The 17,305-nt window shown below is 67.2% G+C and carries 14 protein-coding genes and 1 pseudogene; 2 read left to right on the forward strand and 13 right to left on the reverse strand.

Annotation, left to right across the window (positions count from 1 at the left end):
- The 7 genes and pseudogenes from Q9R31_RS08105 to Q9R31_RS08135 form a co-directional block, all read right to left on the reverse strand.
- Positions 1 to 724, reverse strand: a pseudogene (locus tag Q9R31_RS08105) (bifunctional D-altronate/D-mannonate dehydratase); the annotation flags it as partial.
- Between the two features lie 46 nt (positions 725 to 770).
- Positions 771 to 1,790 carry a sugar kinase gene (locus Q9R31_RS08110; protein ID WP_311262209.1) on the reverse strand — a complete coding sequence of 340 codons (1,020 nt, stop codon included), beginning with the start codon at positions 1,788 to 1,790 and terminating at the stop codon, positions 771 to 773.
- A complete protein-coding gene (locus tag Q9R31_RS08115) occupies positions 1,787 to 2,470 on the reverse strand; it encodes a bifunctional 4-hydroxy-2-oxoglutarate aldolase/2-dehydro-3-deoxy-phosphogluconate aldolase (RefSeq protein WP_311262210.1) in 684 nt (227 codons plus the stop codon). Before Q9R31_RS08115 ends, Q9R31_RS08110 begins: the two co-directional genes overlap by 4 nt.
- A 4-nt stretch (positions 2,471 to 2,474) precedes the next feature.
- Complete coding sequence (gene dgoD / locus Q9R31_RS08120) at positions 2,475 to 3,623, reverse strand: galactonate dehydratase (RefSeq protein WP_311262211.1); 1,149 nt, start codon at positions 3,621 to 3,623, stop codon at positions 2,475 to 2,477.
- Between the two features lie 9 nt (positions 3,624 to 3,632).
- The gene (locus Q9R31_RS08125; protein WP_311262212.1) at positions 3,633 to 4,511 is read right to left on the reverse strand and encodes a carbohydrate ABC transporter permease; all 879 of its coding nucleotides are present in this window, start codon (positions 4,509 to 4,511) and stop codon (positions 3,633 to 3,635) included.
- On the reverse strand, positions 4,508 to 5,461 hold the full coding sequence (locus tag Q9R31_RS08130) for a sugar ABC transporter permease (RefSeq protein WP_311262213.1): 954 nt from the start codon (positions 5,459 to 5,461) through the stop codon (positions 4,508 to 4,510). Before Q9R31_RS08130 ends, Q9R31_RS08125 begins: the two co-directional genes overlap by 4 nt.
- Positions 5,462 to 5,581: 120 nt before the next feature.
- Positions 5,582 to 6,880: a sugar ABC transporter substrate-binding protein gene (locus tag Q9R31_RS08135; RefSeq protein ID WP_311262214.1), complete on the reverse strand. Its 1,299-nt coding sequence runs from the start codon at positions 6,878 to 6,880 to the stop codon at positions 5,582 to 5,584.
- Between the two features lie 138 nt (positions 6,881 to 7,018).
- Here Q9R31_RS08135 and Q9R31_RS08140 point away from each other — a divergent pair, with 138 nt between their 5' ends.
- Positions 7,019 to 7,774 (forward strand): FCD domain-containing protein, encoded by a 756-nt coding sequence (locus tag Q9R31_RS08140; protein WP_311262215.1) that lies wholly within the window; start codon positions 7,019 to 7,021, stop codon positions 7,772 to 7,774.
- 83 nt (positions 7,775 to 7,857) lie between these two features.
- On the opposite strand, the gene Q9R31_RS08145 is transcribed toward Q9R31_RS08140, so the two are convergent.
- From Q9R31_RS08145 to Q9R31_RS08155, 3 genes are read right to left on the reverse strand one after another with little or no spacing between them, the layout of a single operon-like run.
- A complete protein-coding gene (locus Q9R31_RS08145) occupies positions 7,858 to 8,319 on the reverse strand; it encodes a DUF3237 domain-containing protein (RefSeq protein WP_311262216.1) in 462 nt (153 codons plus the stop codon).
- Between the two features lie 2 nt (positions 8,320 to 8,321).
- Positions 8,322 to 10,067, reverse strand: a complete 1,746-nt coding sequence (locus Q9R31_RS08150; RefSeq protein WP_397428222.1) for a CocE/NonD family hydrolase — start codon at positions 10,065 to 10,067, stop codon at positions 8,322 to 8,324.
- Positions 10,068 to 10,086: 19 nt separating this feature from the next.
- The gene (locus tag Q9R31_RS08155; RefSeq protein WP_311262218.1) at positions 10,087 to 11,472 is read right to left on the reverse strand and encodes an MFS transporter; all 1,386 of its coding nucleotides are present in this window, start codon (positions 11,470 to 11,472) and stop codon (positions 10,087 to 10,089) included.
- 171 nt (positions 11,473 to 11,643) lie between these two features.
- Here Q9R31_RS08155 and Q9R31_RS08160 point away from each other — a divergent pair, with 171 nt between their 5' ends.
- Positions 11,644 to 12,579 carry a PaaX family transcriptional regulator C-terminal domain-containing protein gene (locus Q9R31_RS08160; RefSeq protein WP_311262219.1) on the forward strand — a complete coding sequence of 312 codons (936 nt, stop codon included), beginning with the start codon at positions 11,644 to 11,646 and terminating at the stop codon, positions 12,577 to 12,579.
- 13 nt (positions 12,580 to 12,592) lie between these two features.
- On the opposite strand, the gene Q9R31_RS08165 is transcribed toward Q9R31_RS08160, so the two are convergent.
- From Q9R31_RS08165 to Q9R31_RS08175, 3 genes are read right to left on the reverse strand one after another with little or no spacing between them, the layout of a single operon-like run.
- On the reverse strand, positions 12,593 to 13,558 hold the full coding sequence (locus Q9R31_RS08165) for an alpha/beta hydrolase (protein WP_311262220.1): 966 nt from the start codon (positions 13,556 to 13,558) through the stop codon (positions 12,593 to 12,595).
- Positions 13,555 to 14,547, reverse strand: coding sequence for an alpha/beta hydrolase (locus tag Q9R31_RS08170; protein WP_311262221.1), 993 nt, complete (start codon positions 14,545 to 14,547; stop codon positions 13,555 to 13,557). The genes Q9R31_RS08165 and Q9R31_RS08170 overlap by 4 nt, the downstream gene beginning before the upstream one ends.
- Entirely contained in the window at positions 14,544 to 17,291 is a 2,748-nt protein-coding gene (locus Q9R31_RS08175) for a family 78 glycoside hydrolase catalytic domain (RefSeq protein ID WP_311262222.1), read from the reverse strand. The genes Q9R31_RS08170 and Q9R31_RS08175 overlap by 4 nt, the downstream gene beginning before the upstream one ends.
- Between the last annotated feature and the right edge of the window lie 14 nt (positions 17,292 to 17,305).

A 17,305-nucleotide genomic window follows, 5' to 3' on the forward strand; every position in this document is an offset into this window, starting at 1 on the left:
GCCAAAACAGGTCATACGGCTCCAACGCCTTCCCCAGCTTCGCGGCCTGGATCGGCGTCATCCGGTGATGCCCGTCATGCAACAAAGGGATCTCCGGGCCGAACTCGTTCCGGACCGCCTCAAACACCGTCGGCAGGTGCCGCAAATACGCCCGAGTGTCCCAGTCCTCCTCCACCGGGAACGCGCCCCGCCCGGCCGGTTCGTAGTCATACCGCTCCCCCGACGCCTGCGCCTGCGCCGCGACCCCGTACACGGCCTTGATCCCCGGCACCGCCGTCTGGATCCGGATCGACTTGTACCCGAGCTCCAAATGCTCCCGCACCGAATCAAACAGCGACTCAATGTCAGCGCCCGAGGCGTGCCCGTACGCGCGCAGGCCGTTCCGGGACGCACCGCCCAGCAGCTGGTACACCGGGAGCCCGGCCACCTTGCCCTTGATATCCCACAACGCCATATCCACCGCAGCGATCGCCGCCATCGTCACCGGACCCCGCCGCCAATACGCCGACCGGTACAGGAACTGCCACGTATCCTCAATCCGATGCGCGTCCTTGCCAATCAACAGCTGCGCCACATGCTCCTTCAAATACGCCGCAACAGCCAACTCCCGCCCATTCAACGTCGCATCACCAATACCCGTCACACCATCCTCAGTAGTAATCCGGAGCGTCACAAAATTCCGGGACGGACTGGTAACGAAAACATCGGCGGCAATGATCTTCATGGTTGGCTTTCGGGTCGAAGGGAATTTTGGTGAGTGGGACAAGGTGTCAGCGCTGGGTGCTGCCCAGGGCGGCGTCGAGCAGTGCAAGTTCCCCGCGGCGGGGCAGGCCTTCCCAGTCGCCGCGGGTGCTGACGGCGAAGGCGCCGGCCAGGATGCCGCGGTGCAGGCGGGCGGCGACGTCGCCGCCGTCGAGCAGGGCCGAAAGGTAGCCGGCGGTGAACGCGTCACCGGCCCCCACGGTGTCCACGGCCGTCACGGCGATGGCCGGGGTTTCGAGAAGGCCTTCAGCTGTGTGGACGGCCGCTCCCGCGGCGCCGCGCTTCACCACCACTTCACTGACCCCCAGGTCCAACAGGCACGCGGCCGCATGCGACTCAGCTTCTGTAGGCGCTGCCGCCCCGCTCCCGTCCTCGGGTGGGGCGACCAGGTCCAGTTCGTCGTCGGACGCTATGACGATGGCGGCGTGCCGGGCCAGCGGGCCAAGCACTGCCCTCGCCTGGTCCCGGGACCAGAGCTTGCTGCGGTAGTTCACATCCAGGGAGACCATCACTCCGTCAGCCGCGGCCCGCTTTGCGGCGTATTCCACCACATCCCGCGCTTCCGGGCTGAGCGCCGGGGTGATGCCGGTCAGGTGCAGGATCCGGGCGCCGCCATCCAGGGCCGCCGAAACCTGGGCGCGTGAAATGGTGGACCCCGCCGATCCGGCACGGTAGTAGAAGGCCCTGCTGAGGTCGGCGGTGCGCTGCTCCAGGAACATCACCCCGGTGCTCCGCTCCGGATCCACGCTGTGGTGCAGCTGCACGCCCTCGCCCCGCAGTTGCTTCAGGATGAACTCGCCGTGCGGGTCCGCGCCCACCACCCCGGCCCAGGCCGCCGTATGGCCCAGGCGTGCGACGCCGATGGCAACGTTCGATTCCGCCCCGGCCACCTGCATGTTCAGGACGCCGCCGTTCGCCAGCGGGCCGGCGGACCGGAGCGAGACCATGGACTCGCCGAACGTCAGCAGGCCCACCTCGTGCGGGGCCGGCGCGTGCCCGGTCGGGCCGGGTGCGGCACCACCGGTCATGCCTGGGTTCCGCTTCCGTCACGGGCTGCGAACTCGGCGGCGAGGCCCAGGAAACTCCGGGCCCGCTCCCGCATTTCCGCGAGGTCGCCGCCGGAGGCAGCCGAGCCGAACAACGGCCCGCCCAGGCCAACGGCGATGGCGCCGGCCTCCCAGTAACCGGTGGCTTCGCTGAGGCCCACGCCGCCCACGGCGATGAAGGGGATGTCCGGGAACGGGTCGCGGACAGCTTTCAGGTAGCCGGGGCCGCCGATTGATGCCGGAAAAAGTTTGATGGCGGTGGCCCCGCGTTCCATCGCCTCGTACGCCTCGCTGGGAGTCAGCGCCCCGGCCAGGACCGGGATGCCGGCGCTGGCCGCCTCACGGATCGACGGGGCAAGGGAAGGCGTGACGATGAACTGGCTGCCGGCTGCGGTGACCTGTTCGACGTCGGCCTGGCTCAGCACGGTGCCGGCGCCGACGAAGCACCCGTCCGGGGCAGCCGCGCGGACTTCGCGGATTGCCTCCAGCGCGTTGGGCGTGGTGAGCGCGATCTCCACGTACCGGAAGCCTTCCTCCATCGCCGCCAGCGCCGCCTTGGCGGCAACACCGCCGTCGTTCCCGCGGACGATCCCGACAAGCCGCGCCTGCCGGATGCCGGCCAGCAGGCTGGAGGAGGTAACAGCTGAATTGTCGAAAGTCATGGGTTCACCATTCTGCGAAGGATCCGTCGGGGTGGCGCCACACCGGGCCGCGCCAGGCATGGCCGCGCTTGTCGGCGGCACGTACCACGGCCTCGTCGATTTCGATGCCCAGCCCCGGCCCGGTGAGCCGCTCGATGTGGCCGTCAACGAACTTGAAGGGGGTCTTGTCCACCACGTAGTCGAGGACTTCGGCGCCCTGGTTGTAGTGGATGCCGATGCTTTGTTCCTGGATGAGGAAGTTGGGCGTCGCGAAGCCCACCTGGAGGCAGGCGGCCAGTGCCAGGGGCCCCAGCGGGCAGTGCGGCGCCAGCTGCACTTCATAGACTTCAGCCAGCGCGGCGATCTTCCGGACTTCCGTGATGCCGCCGGCGTGGGAGAGGTCCGGCTGGGCCACGGCAATGCCTGCCTGCAGTGCCGGCAGGAACTCCTGCCGGTTGTACAGCCGCTCCCCCGTGGATACCGGGGTGGTGGTGGAGGCGGTGAACTCCCGGAGCAGGTGGGTGTTTTCCGGAACCACCGGCTCTTCAAGGAAGAAGGGCCGGAACGGTTCCAGCAACGGGGCCACGCGCCGGGCGTTGGCCAGGCTGAACCGGCCGTGGAAGTCGACGGCGACGTCCCGGTGGTCGCCCAGGACCTGCCGGGCTGCGGCAACGCGGCGGATGACGCCGTCGATTTCCGCGACTGATGCCACCGGGCTCATTCGTCCGCTGGCGTTCATTTTGACGGCGGTGAGGCCCACGTCCAGCTGGGCGCTGATCTGGTCCGCCACTTCGTTCGGCTCGTCGCCGCCCACCCAGCCGTACATCCGGATCCGGTCACGGACGTGGCCGCCCAGGAGCTGGTGCACGGGGGTGTTGAAATGCTTGCCCGCGATGTCCCAGAGGGCCTGGTCCAGGCCGGACACGGCGCTGGCAAGGATGGGGCCGCCCCGGTAGAAGGACCCCTTGGTCATGACCTGCCAGTGGTCTTCGATCCGGAGGGCGTCCCGTCCGATGAGCAGTTCCGAGAGTTGTCCGACGGCGGCGCGCACCGTCTCGCTGCGGCCCTCGCAGGTGGCCTCGCCCCACCCCACGATGCCGCTTTCGGTCTCGACCCGGACGAAGAGCCAGCGGGGTGGAACAAGGAATGTTTCGATCCGGCTGATGACGGTCACGCGGCGGTCCTAACCCTTGGTGGCGCCGGCGGTCAGGCCGGAGACGATGTACTTCTGCGTGAAGAGCGCAATGATCATGATGGGGATGGTGACAACGGTTGCCGCGGCCATCAGCCCGCCCCAGTCGATGCTGGCGTAGGAGACGAAGTCGAAGATCGCCACCGGCAGGGTCTTGGTCTTGGCGCCCGAGAGAACCAGGGCGAACATGAAGTTGTTCCACGAGAAGATGAAGGACAGGATGCCCGCCGTGGCGATGCCGGACACCGCGAGCGGAAGCGTGATCAGCCGGAAGGCACCGATCGGCGTGAGCCCGTCCACCTCGGCTGATTCCTCCAGCTCCAGGGGCAGTGAGTCGAAGTAGCTCATCATGATGTAGACGATCAGCGGGAGTGCGACGAACATGTGGCTGAGGATCAGCACCTCGAACTTTCCCACCATGCGCAGGTTGGAGAAGACGTAGTACCAGGGCACCAGGAGTGAGACGCCGGGTATGACGCGGGCCATCAGGACCACCAGCGCGGAGCGGTGCATGGTGAACCGGCTCATGGCGTAGGCGGCCGGGACGCCCAGGACGATGGACAGCGCAGTGGAGACGAAGGCCACCCAGAAGCTGTTGAAGATGAACACGAAGTAGTTGTTGCGCTGCAGCACGTTGGCGTAGTTCTCGAAGGTGGGCGAGAACAGTATGGCCTTGCCGGTGTCGTAGATGTCCACGTTGGTCTTCAGCGACGCCAGGAGCATCCAGAACAGCGGCGCTAGCAGGAACAGCACCACGAGGATGAGGGCGACAACCCGGAAAACCTTGTAGGCGCGGGTGGCCAGGGGCTTGCGGCGGCGCCTGCCCGGGTTTTTCGCGGCGGTGGCGGCGGAATCTGTCATGACGGTCATTTGCTTACCGCTTTCTTGCGCATGGTGAGCAGCCACATGGAGCCGATGATGATCATGAAGAACAGGATCAGCACCGCCGAGGAGAGCCCGTACTGGTTGTAGTCGAAGCTCAGTCCGTAGGCGTAGACGTTCAGGGTCTCCACTTCGTGGAACGAGCCGCCGCCCTTGCCCTTGGTGGCGTAGAGGATGTCGAAGGTCTTCAGGGCATCGATGCCGCGCAGCAGGATGGCCACGATCACGGTGGGCATCATGAGGGGCAGGGTGATGAAGAAGAACCGCTGGAAGGCGTTGGCACCGTCCACGCGGGCGGCCTCGTCCGGTTCATCGGAGAGCGAGGTCAGGCCGGCCAGCAGGATCAGGACCACCATGGGGGTCCACTGCCACACGTCCATGAAGATGGTGGTGCCCAGGGCGGTGTCCTGCCCGGACAGCCACGGCTGGGGCGGAATGCCGACCACGCCCAGGAGCTGGTTGGCGAAGCCGATGTTGGGATCGAAGATCAGCCGCCACATCATGCCGACCGCCACCGGGGTGGCCACCAGCGGCAGGAGGATGGCCACGCGGACCCACTTTTCACCACGGAAGGGCCGCCACAGGAGCAGCGCCACGCCCATCCCCAGCACCACTTCGAAGGCCAGCGCGACGCCGGTGAAGGCCAGGGTGCGGCCTACGGCGGGCCAGAAACGCTCGGTATCGCTCAGGACCGTGATGTAGTTCTGCAGCCCGATGAAATCCGTGGCGGCCCGGACGGAGCCCTGGGAGTCGGTGAGGCTGAGGTACAGGGTCCAGGCCAGCGGAAAGATGATCAGGACGCCGACGAAGATCATGGCCGGTGCGGCGAAGAGCCACTTGCGGTGCCGGTTGGCCCAGGCGGAGAAGTTCCCCCCGGCACCGACGGGCCCGCTGGGCCGGCGGGTGCGGGTGCTGCGGGGAGGATTCAAGACAGACATGGTTTCACCTAAGGAGTTGGGGGTGAAGTGGGCCGGCGAAGGGAGCCGGTGAAGTGGGCCGCGCCGGGACGGCCTTGGGCCGTCCCGGCGGGATGTTTGGGCGCGTGGGCGCCCGGCGTCCTACTTCTTTTCGCTGTCCAGGAAGGTCTGGAAAGCAGTCTGGGCGTCGTTGGCCGCGGCAGCGGGATCCGCCCCGGTGATGGAGGCGACGATCGGGGCCCCCACGATTTCACGTGCCTTGCCTACCGTGACAACCTCGGGCCGGTCGTGGCCTACGCCGTTCTTGGCGCTGGCGGAGATGGCGTCGGCGAGGTCCTTCGGGTAGGTGGCGGTTCCGTCAGGGTTGGACCAGACGGACGTGCGCGGACCCGGGACGCCGGCCTTCTGTGCGGCCAGGGTCCGCTCCTTGCTGGTTGCCCACTGGATGAACTTCCAGGCGTTGTCCTGGTTGCTGGAGTTCTGGTTCACGCCCAGGGCCCAGGAGGGAATGTTGTACGGCTTGGAACCGGCAGGTCCGGCGGGCAGCGGAGCAAATCCCACCTTGTCCGCGACCTTGGATTTGGCGGGGTCCGTGGCGTTCTTGTAGAGCGAATCAGCCTCGGTGTAGAAGGCGGCACCGCCCTGGGTGAAGATGGCCATCGCTTCCGGCCAGCTCATGTCGGTGCTGACGTTGGCGGGACCGTAGTTGCGGATCAGGCCGCCGTAGTAGGCGTAGGCCTTCTTGGCTGCATCGGTGTTGACGGAGGCCTTGCCGCTGGCGTCCATGAAATCGCCGCCGAAGCTGTACAGGAAGCTGGAGAACTGGGTCACCGCGGTGGACTTGCCGGTGCGGGCCACGAAGCCGGCGGTGTCAGGGGAGGAAGCCTTGATGGCCTTGGCTGCCGCTTCGAGTTCCTCCATGGTCTTGGGCACCTGGAGCCCTGCGGCCTGGAGCAGGTCCTTGCGGTAGTAGAGGACTTCGCGTTCGGTGATGATCGGAACGCCAACCACCTTGCCGTCAACGGTGGTGGCCTTGACCGGGCCCTCCTGGTAGTCCTTCCAGTCCCAGCCGGAGTCAGATGAGACGTTCTTGGTGAGGTCCGCCAGGTAGGCGTTTTTGGCGAACGCCTTGCCTTCCTGCAGCGGGCGGTACATCATGACGTCGATCTCGTCGCTGCCTGCGTTGAGCTTGACGTTGTACTGGTCCGAAAGCTGGTCCTCGCCGAGCTGGGTCAGCTCCACCTTGAGCCCGCTGGACTTCTCGAACTCCGGAATGGCGGCCTTGATGCCCTCGGTCCAGACGTGGTTGGCCAGGGTGACGCGGACGGTCCCTGACTCCTTCGCCTGGTCGCTGCCGCCTCCGCCGCCGCTGCAGGCGGTCAGCCCCAGCGACATCGCTGCGGCAACTGCCGCGTACTTCACAATTGAACGCCGCTTCATTACGACTCCCTTTGCCTTTAGGGCCCGCAGCTTCGCGGGCAGGTGACAGACGCCACTTTACGTCTGTTGTGTTTAGCGAGCATAAACAAATAAGGCAGACATATACAAGACCTGGCTATCCCCCCATATGATTTATTCATGACCATCCCAAAGGCGGCGTTGTCCCCTGACCTGCATTCGTCGCTGGTCGAGAACCTGGGGCTCGCCATCGCCGAGGGAACTCTGGCACCGAATTCGATCCTGCGGCTGGATGAGCTGGAGGCGCAGCACAAGGTGTCCCGCTCCGTGATCCGGGAGGCCACCCGCGTCCTGTCCTCCATGGGCATGCTGGAATCGCGCCGGCGCCTGGGCACCGTGGTTCAACCCGAGGCCAGCTGGAACCTCTATGACCCGCAGGTGATCCGGTGGCGGCTGGCATCGGCCAAGCGGCTGGAGCAGTTGCGGGCACTGAACGAGCTGCGCGGCGCCATTGAACCGCAGGCAGCCCGGCTTGCCGCTGAACGCGCCTCACTGGATGAGGCCAGCGACCTTGTTTCCATGGCTGCCCGGCTGTGGGCCGCCGGGCAGCGGGGAGACCAGGACGATTTCCTGCGCCTGGACATCGAGTTCCATGCCGCGGTCCTCAACGCCTCGGGCAACCTCATGTTTTCGCAGCTGCACAAACTCGTGGCGGAAGTGCTGGCCGGACGGACCCAGCACGGCCTGATGCCCCATCTTCCGGACCATGAGGCGCTGCAGCTGCACGTGGACGTGGCCAGCGCGATCCAGCGTGGGCAGGCTGCCGCCGCGCACGCCGCCATGAGCCGGATCGTGGAGCAGTCCACCGAGGAGATGGGTGACATCTGGTCCAGCAGCCACGCTTCGGTGGTCGAAAGCAGCCCGAGTCCCGGCTAAGTGCGTTGCCGGCAGCGCCGGCGGACGCCGAAAGCGTTACGTCCGCTGGACCGCCGGCAGCTCGCCCCTGCCATGCCGGCAAGCTAGCGGACGATGAAGACTGCAATCCTCACGAAATCGGGGAACCGCTCCCCAGTGCCCACGGCGACAATGTGGTTCAGCCATGCCCACTCGTCGGAGGCAGTGGACAACCTCAGGGAGCAGCGGAAGTAGATGGCGGCCGGATCCACCCTTTCGCCGCGGTTCAATCGTGCAATGTCGCTTGCCGAGCCGTGGCGGATCGCGCTGTTGTGCACATGGATCAATGCCCCGTCATCGGTTTCGACGATGTAGCGGGCATCGAGTTCGGTCAGTTCCGGGCTGTGGAGGACCTGGAAATCGGCGCCGCCAGGCAGCACCTTGCCGCTGAATGTGGGGCCAACCATCGTTCCACCCGTGATCGGGACGATCCTGCGGTGGCCGGTGGGGGCGGGACCAACATCAATGGGCGGTTCCACCGCCACGTTTAGCTCCATCAGGAACTCCAGGCGCGCCGGAACGGGCATTGTCACAGTATCCCCACCGTTAGGCGGCTGGGGTAGGAGGTGCCCACATGGATGCTCTGTTTGGCGGTCACGGCAGCTCCCGACTCGTAGGCCAGCTTGCCGGTGTTCAGGTTCCGGTCCCAGCGCGGGTGGCAGCTGGAGGTCACCTGCAAGCGCAGCCGCTCCCCCGGCGCAAAGGTCAGCGCCGTTTCCCACAGGCTAACCGTGTACTCGTAGACTTTCCCCGGCTCGATGGGCGACTGGGGATGCCCTTCCTTGAACAGGCCGGTCTCCGCATAGGCCTCGCGCCAGGACGCCCGGACAATCCCGTCTGCGATTCCCAATGAAACCCCGTCCCCGGAGACCTTGCAGAGTCGGACCACCCAGTCGGTATCCACGGCACTGGACGATGCGAAGATTGTGGCGGTCACCGCGCCGAAGATGGTGGTGCGTTCTGTGAATGGATCTGAAGTGAAGACGGCGACGTCAGTTCGCGCCTCAACGGCGTCCTGGCGGGCGGGACCCGCGGGGAAGGCTCCGGCAAGCATGGTGGCTCCTCCCGTGGCGGGCACCGGATCCAGGGGGTCGTATACATAGTCGACGGCGCCGTCCTCCGTGGCGTGGTCAAGCAGCGCCCCCTCGGGGGAAAGGAACCACGACTTGTGCCGTGAGGGGGCTGGCAGTTCATCAAAACCCCGCCAGCGGTTCTCGCCCAGGAAATACACCAGCACTTTGGGGACCGCGGCGATGGCCTGTTCGTCACCCTTGAGGACGGCGTCGAACCAAGCAGTGTGGAGGGACGAAATGTCTCCGCGGCCATCGACAATTCCGGCGGAAGCAGCGGCGCCGAAGTGGATGTCCGCGTACCCGCCGGAGAGGTTGGTGTGCGTCCAGGGCCCCATGATGAGGCGGGGTTCCACGCCCGGCTGGGTAAGGCTGAGGGCCGCCTGGCGGCGGTATTGGTCCAGCGTGTTAGGGGAAAAAATGTCGAACCAGCCGCCGATGTGCAGGGTCGGCATCGGCACGGCAGCCGCGGAGGCGGCATCCCACAGCCGGCAGAAGCCGCTGCCCGGCCCCTCCCCCGCGGATGGCGTCACGTGGTTGCGCAGGAAGGTACCGAGCCCGGGTTCCAGGTCCCGCAGCGGCAGGACGCCATAGCAGGAACCGTCGGCAAATCCGGCGTCCAGGGCAAGCCATTCCTGGAATTCCTTTTCGCGCCGCTCGGGATCATCACCATGTTCACGCATCAGTTCATTCAGCGAGATTGAAGCGTGGCCCCAGGCGAGCCGGCTGCCGAACTCGTGGGCGCCGCCACGGTACAGAGCGCCGTTATTGGCGTTGCCGCCGGCGGAAACGCCCAGCGCCAGGGCTTTGAGGCCTGCGGGGGCCTGCCGGGCGGCGCGCCATTGTGTCTCCGCGAAGTAGGAGCGGCCCCACATGCCCACCAAACCGTTGGACCATGGAAGGTGCACCGCCCACTCAACGGTCGCGGCGCCGTCGGACGCTTCATTGACGGACGGCTCGAAGATGCCTTCGGAGCCGAACCTTCCGCGGCAGTCCTGCATCACCACCACATACCCGGCCGCCGCGACCGTAACGGGGTTGAAGTAGGCCGAGTTGACCGCCAGGTCCCGCCCATAGGGTGTGCGGGTCAGCAGCACCGGGAAGGTTTCACCCGGCGCTTCAGGCCGGTAGACGGTGGACCGCAGGACGGTTCCGTCGGTCATGGTTGCTTCAACATCGCCTTCGACGACGACCGGGTAGCGCACGTGCATGCCTTTCGTTGGGTTAGGGCTGGGTTGTTGCTGAGGCGGCCTGGACGGGCCGCTTGCCGAGGTCTTCAGTCCTGGTCCGGTAGGTCTCCTTGACCCACACGGCGGTCACGACGGCGGAGACAAGGCAGCAGGCGGCCGTGAAGGCGGCAACGGGCAACCAGCCGTCCGGGCCGGGCTGGACGATCGCGGCGGCAATGGCAGGCGCAAAGCCCGTGACGACAAGCCCCAGTTGGGAGGCAGTGGCTGCTCCCGTGTAACGGATCCTGGTTTCGAACATTTCCGCCGTCATGGATGGGCCAAGCGGGTTGACCATGCCGTAGCCAACCGTCATGAAGAGGATGGCCGTGGCGAAGATCAGCGGGATGGAACCGGCACTGATGGACCAGAAGAAGGCAAAGACTGCCGCTGCACAGACGATGTTGCCGGTGATGAACACCGGCTTGCGTCCGATCCGGTCCGCCAGGATGCCTGCGTACGGCTGGACGATGATGCCCAGGGCTGCAGTGACGATGGTGACGGTCAGCATGACGGCCGCCGGGACCCCGAGCTTGCCGGCGTAGGCCAGCCCGAAGGCGGAAAAAACCGAGGAAACCACGCTCCAGAGACCAAAGAGGATCACCTTGAGGATGGTGGCCCAGTGGTCCCGCAGGACCACCTTGATAGGGAGTTCGTGGTTCTGGCTCTCGTCCTTGGCGGCCTCGAACACCTCCGATTCCGGGAGGCGCAGCCGGATGTACAGGCCCACAGAGACAACCAGGATGCTGGCAAGGAACGGCAGGCGCCATCCCCACGCGAGGAGGTCCTCCTGCGGCAGGAGCGACACCGCGAGGAAGGCCAGCGATGCCAGCATGATGCCCGCCACCGCGCCTGTATTGACCCAGCTGGCGTAGAAGGCCCGCTTGTGGGTGGGGGCGTGTTCCATGGTCATGGTGACGGCGCCCACGGACTCACCGGCTGCCGAGGCTCCCTGCAGTGCGCGCAGAAGGACCAGAAGGACGGGCGCGGCGGCACCGATGGCGGACGCCGGAGGAAGGCAGCCGATCAGGAACGTCGCTACTCCCATGAGGACCAGCGTCAGCACGAGCATCTGCCGGCGGCCGATCCGGTCACCGAAGTGGCCAATCACCCCGGCAGCCAGGGGCCGCACCACGTAGCCGATGCCAATGGTGGCCATGGAAAGGACCATGCCCAGGCCGGGGTCGATGCCCGGGAAGAAGATCTTGTTGAAGATCAAGGCCGAGGCTGAGCCGTAGATGAAGAAGTCGTAGTACTCGAGGGTGCTGCCGATGAAACTTGCAACGGCGGCCCGGCGGGCGTTTTTCGTGCCCTGTTCGGTTGATGCGGGAACTGGTAGTGCGTCCGGGGACAACGGCGTCACCGGACTGGGACCTGCGGTCATTGCGGATCTCCTGGAAATTATGGGGTTAGCAGGCGCCTGCCGGGGGACGGTCGCGCCGGCGCACTGTTGTGGGCCGGATCACTACATAGATGCTATGCGCTTTTTGGCACGAGCGTCAATAAAACTGCAAAACATATCGTGCCACGGGCGCCCGGCCTGAGAAGATGGACCGTGACCTCAGAGCCCCCTACCTCCCCCGGCGGCCCCGCCTCCGCCCGGATTGCCGCCGAACAGGTCAATTTCCCGCGGCCGCTGAAGGGGTCGGCGTCCCAGCATCTGGTGGTGACCATGCTTGCGGACTATTGGCGGGGTTCCGCCGCCTGGCTGCCGTCCCGCCTGATTGTGTCGCTGGCAGGGTCCCTTGGCCTCAGCTCCTCTGCGACGTCAACCGCATTGAGCCGTCTGGCCGGGCGGGACGTCCTGGAGCAGTCGAATGCCGGGCGCACGTCCCGCTACCGGTTCACGCCGGAAGCGAAGGCCCGCCTGGACGTCGGTGTGGGCCAAATCGGCGGTTTCGGCTCCGAAGAGCGCCGGTGGGACGGGATGTGGACGGTAGTGGCATTCACAGTGCCGGAGAGCTCCCGGGAAATGCGCGACCTGCTGCGGAGCCGGCTCAAATGGCTGGGCTTCGCCCCGCTGTACGGAGCCGTATGGGTTTCGGCGTGGGACACCGCGGACGAACTGGAGGACTCCTGCCGGCACCTGGGGGTGGAAAACTATGCCATCTTCCGCACACCCGAGGCGGAGCTGCGCGGCCGGCCGCTGATTGCTGCATGGGACTTGGAGGATGTCCGGCGGCAGTACGGGCCATTCATCGACACCTACGGCCAGAAAGCCCGGACGCTCGACCCACAACAGCTCAGCGGCGCGGAGGCCTTCAGGCTGCGGACCGAGGTTATCGATGCGTGGCGGGCGTTCCCCTGGGAGGACCCCGGGCTGCCGCCGGAACTCCTGCCCCGCGAATTTCCGCTGTTCGAGGCGCGACGGATTTTTGTCACCCTGTACAACTCGCTGGCGGCCACCGCCGCCGCATATGTGGAGGAGACCGCCGTCCGGCTTGCGCCCGAACTCGCTGGGGAAATCCAGGCATTCCGGGTTAGGGCGTAGAACCCCTCCCCAGCTATGCCGGCCGTACCGCTGCCAGCTCCCGGGCCAGGAAATCCAGGGCCGCCTGCCCCTCGGGGAGGCCGGCTGTGTGGTTGAGGTGGCCGTGGACCGCGCCTTGGGCGAGGAAGAACGACACCGGAACCCCTGCCCGCTCCAAGGCGGAGGCAAACAGCTCGGTGGAGCCGCGGGCGTCGTCGTACTCGCACGCCAGGAGAGCTGTGGGCGGAAGCCCGGCAGGGTCAGCGTAGCCGGGCATCGCGTAGGATGATGCCATGCTGACAGGCCCGCCCACGTAGTTCTCCGCCGTCCGGATGCAGTCCTCCACGGTGAACCGCAGGTGCCTGGGCAGCCCGGCCATGACCTCCGGGTCCAGTCCCCCGGCCGGTGGCGGAAGTTCCGCGTGCAGGAACGGGTAGGCCAGCAGGAGCTTGGCGGGCAGCGGCTTGCCTGCGTCAATCAGGTAGAGCGCGGCACCCACGGCCAGGTTGCCTCCGGCGCCCGCACCGCCCAGGCAGAGCAGGTCCGGATCCAGGCCCAGGGATTCGGCGTTCTCCCGGGCCCAGAACCACCCGGCCAGTGCGTCGTCGTGCGGGATGGGGAACGACACCCCGTCGCGGGCCAGGCGGTAGTCCACGGACAGCACCGGCGTGCCCTGGTCCGCGAGCACCCGTGCCAGGTAGTCCGATTCCGGAATATCCACGCTGCCGCTGACGAATCCGCCGCCGTGCAGCCACACCAGGGCCGGGCTGTCCGTGCCGGCCGGTTCACCGTAGATCCGGATGGCCACCGGGCCGTGGCGCCCGTCGGCCGTCACCGTGCGAATGGGGACGTCCGGGCCCGGCGAGCGCACCGCGTCAGGGTTCAGGAACTGGGGCCCTTCCGGGCTGGCCAGGTACTCGGCGAAACCGGCGGCCGTCTCCCCCTGCGCAGCCTGCGAAAGCCCGGCGGAAGCCGTGGCTGGTTCCGTCCAGGATGTCATGGCGTTCCCAGCTTCCTCGAGAAGTAGTCGACGGCGGTGGCCAGGATGGTGTCCAACTGGTCCTCGGCACCAAAGAAGCAGTGGTCGCCGCCCGTGATGGTTACGACGTCATGTTCCACTCCGGCGTCGGCGAGCGCGGCGGCCAGGAGGTCGGTCTGCGAGTGCGGGACCAGGCCATCCGAATCGCCGTGGACCAGGAGGAACGGTGCGGCATCAGCGGTCACGTAGCTGACGGGGCTGGCCGCGGCCAGCAGTCCGGGATCATCCGAGCCGCCCACCAGCATGTTCTCCGGCTGCAGCGACATTCCCGGCGGGACAGCGGCAGTCAGGGCAGCGGGAAAGAGCCCGTCGGGGGTGCTGATGGGGGGAATGCCCACCAGCGAGGAAACGCCGTAGAAGTCGACGACGGCGCTGACGCTGCTTGGGTGCCCCTGCACACCGAGTCCGCCCTCCAGGTCGTCGCGGTTGCCGGTGAGGCCCAGGAGTGCCACCAGGTGCCCGCCGGCGGATTCGCCCCAGGCTCCGAACCGGTCCGGGTCGATGTTGAGGTCGCCGGCGAATTCGCGGAGGTAGCGGACCGCGGCTTTGAGGTCGTGGAGCTGTGCCGGGAACGCCGCTTCCAGGGAGTGCCGGTAGTCCGCCGTGGCGCAGGCAATGCCGGCCTGGTTGAGCAGCCGGAACACGGAGTCGGGCGCGAACGTGGGCGGCAGTTCCCGGCGGTCGCCCAGCTGGAACGCGCCGCCGTGCACCCAGAGGACCAGCGGTGTGGGCCCGGCCGCGTTGCGGGGCAGCCAGATGTCCATCTTCAGCGGCCGGAACCCGATGGCCCTGGCATAGGTGACCTCGCGGTGCACCGAGGAGGCGTCCGAGACCTGCTCGCCGGTCCCGGGCGCATCGAAGACGGGGAACGGCGGAACCTTCCTGCCTCCGGGCTGCGAAATATCAGGCCGGGTCGGGTCCATTACGTCGGTAGCGTTGTCCACTGTCATAGTGTGCTCCTCATCAGTTGAGGTTGTGCGGTGTCCGCGCCGGTCCCGGCGAGGAAAGTATGGTGTCCGGGCCCGACGACGGCGGCGGGTTCCCCGGGCAGCCGCACCTCCGCGGTGGTGCCGGCGGGGATCGTGGCAGTGAGCGTCAGCACGTCGCCGTCCTGTATCCCCTCCAGCGCTGCCCCGCCTGACACAGTCCATTGCACCCCGATCAGGCCCCGCGGCCCGTGATGCGATGTGGACGCGGACGTCAGGCCCGCGCCGGGGCGCGGCTCAATGATGATGTGCTCCCAGCCCGCGCTTCCGGGAGCCTGCCGCAGCCCCGCCGTGTAGCGGTGCAGGAAGGAAACCACGGCGCCCTTGCTGTAGTGGTTCAGCGACTGGTGCGGGGTGCCGTTGGCGTCGATGCCGTTCCACAGCTCCCACATGGTGGTGGCTCCGCGGTCCACCATGGTGAGCCACGACGGTTCCGAGTCCTGCATCAGGAGCTGGTAGGCGAGGTCCAGTTCGCCGTTGTCGGCCAGGACCGGGAGCAGGTAGGGCGTGGCTAGGAACCCTGTCCCGAGGTGGGTGCCGGCCTCCTGGACGAGTCCGGTTAGCTGCGTGGTGACGGCGGGGCGGTGACCGGGGGTGACCAGTTCGAAGGCGAGCGCGCGGACGCAGTTGGCCTGGCTGGCTGGAGTGACGCGGCCCAAGGAGTTAAGGTATTCCGTCTCCCACGCGTGCCGGATCCGGTGCGAAAGTTCCGCCAGCTCGGCGGCCTCCGCATCCAGGGCCAGGACGGCAGCGATGCGGGCCATCAGATGGGTGGTGTGCCGGTAGTAGGCGGTGGCCACGATCCCGTGGTCAGCTGTGCGGGCGGCGAACAAGTCAGGTTCCGGCCCGGCCGGCTCCATCCATTCACCAAAGTGGAAGCCGGTGTCCCACAGGTACTGCTCGTGCGGCGCAGGGACGGGGCGTGCTGCGGCGCGGGCGGCGTGGCGCTGCGTTTCGGCGGTGGTCCGGACAAAGCGCAGCCAGCGCTGCATCGCCTCCCAGTTCTCGGCGAGGATCCCGGCGTCCCCGGAGGCGACGTAGATCTCCCAGGGCACCATGACCACGGCATCGCCCCAGCCGCCGGACCCGTTGGTGAAACCCATGAACTCAGTCGAAGTGACGGCTGGGCCTGGCGACGGCGAGATGTTGGCGATGACTCCGTTGTCCCATTGGTCGGCGCGGACATCGCGCAGCCACTTCCGGGAGAACCCGGTCACGTCGTAGAGGTAGGCGGCGGTGGGGACAAACAGCTGCCAGTCCCCGGTCCAGCCGGCCTTTTCGCGCTGCGGGCAATCGGTGGGGACCTCGCAGGAGTTGCCCCGGAAGCTCCATTCAACAATGTCGTGGAGCTTGTTCAGCCGTTCATCGCTGCAGTGGAAGGTACCGATCCGCTCCAGGTCGGTCCGGACCAGGCAGCCGGTAATGTCCGCCGGCTGCAAATCCTCCTCCAGGCCCTGCACGGAGACGAACTGGAAGCCGTGGGTGGAATGCCGGGGTTCGAAGACTTCGCCCTCGGCACCCGCGGCGATGACCGTGTCCACCTGGCCCGCCTCACGGAAGGCACCCGGCGTCCGGAAGTCGAGGGGACGCAGGTGGTCCCGGGTGACGTCGCCGTCCTCCCCAAGCCATTCGCCGTATTCCAGGGTGACGGATTCGCCCGGCACCCCGAGCTTCATGAGCCGGACCCAGCCGTGGATGTTCTGGCCGAAGTCCACCACCTGGTTGCCGTTGGCCAGCCGCGTGATGCGCACCGGGGCAAGCTCCTGCGTCACCCGGGTGGGCGGCGCGAGGGGTCCGGTCAGTGCGGCAAAGCTGCCGGGGCGGACGACGGCGTGATGCGGCTTCGGTGCGCAGGCACCAGTGCCGCTGTTTCCCGGCTGGGGCGGGCTCCCGCCGTCGGCCGTACTGAAATCGACGCGCTGGCCGGCCATGAGGTCGGCGCCGAGGATCTCCGTGGCGGACACCATCCACGAGCTGTCGGTACCGATGACCTGCTTGCCCGCCGCGGACTCCAATTCGAGCTGCGCCAGGAAGGCTGTGTGCGTACCGTACATATCGGCGTCGCGCGTGTATCCGAAGGTGCCGCGGTACCAGCCGTCGGTAAGGACCCCGCGGATGGTGTTGCTGCCATCGCGGAGCAGACCGGTGACGTCGTAGGCCTGGACCTGGAGCGTCGTGTTGTAGCTGGTGGAGCCGGGAGTGAGCTGCTGGTCGCCCACACGGTGGCCGTTGATGAAGAGCTCGTAGATGCCGTTGGCGGTGGCGTAGGCGCGGGCCCTGTGCGGGGCCGCGGGCAGGGTGAAGGTCTTGGTGAGGGCGTAGCCGGGCCGCTCCCCCGGGGACGGAATCTCCGGCTCGTCGGGCCCGATCCACTGCGCGGTCCAGTCCGCCGTGTGCAGCAGGCCCAGCTCCACGGGCATCGGTTCGGACCAGTCGCTTGTTGTTTCGGTGCCGTGTTCGTCGGTGTTCCAGGTGCGGACGCGCCACTCGAACCGCTCCCTCGATCCGAGCGCCGGGCCGCTGTAGCGGATGCCGCTGCAGGTGCCCGCCTCAACCTTGCCGGTGTCCCAGCCGTTGCCCGCGGTGATGCGGTACGCGGTCTGGGCGGTGGTTCCGGCGGGCGGGGTCCAGCTGAGCCGCGGCACGGTGGTGGTCAGTCCCATTGCCTCGGACAAGTGCTCGGCCCGAAGCCGGGTGGGGGCGGTCATGCGGCAGGACTCCT

Source organism: Pseudarthrobacter sp. BRE9, from assembly GCF_031844305.1.
Taxonomy (GTDB): Bacteria; Actinomycetota; Actinomycetes; order Actinomycetales; family Micrococcaceae; genus Arthrobacter.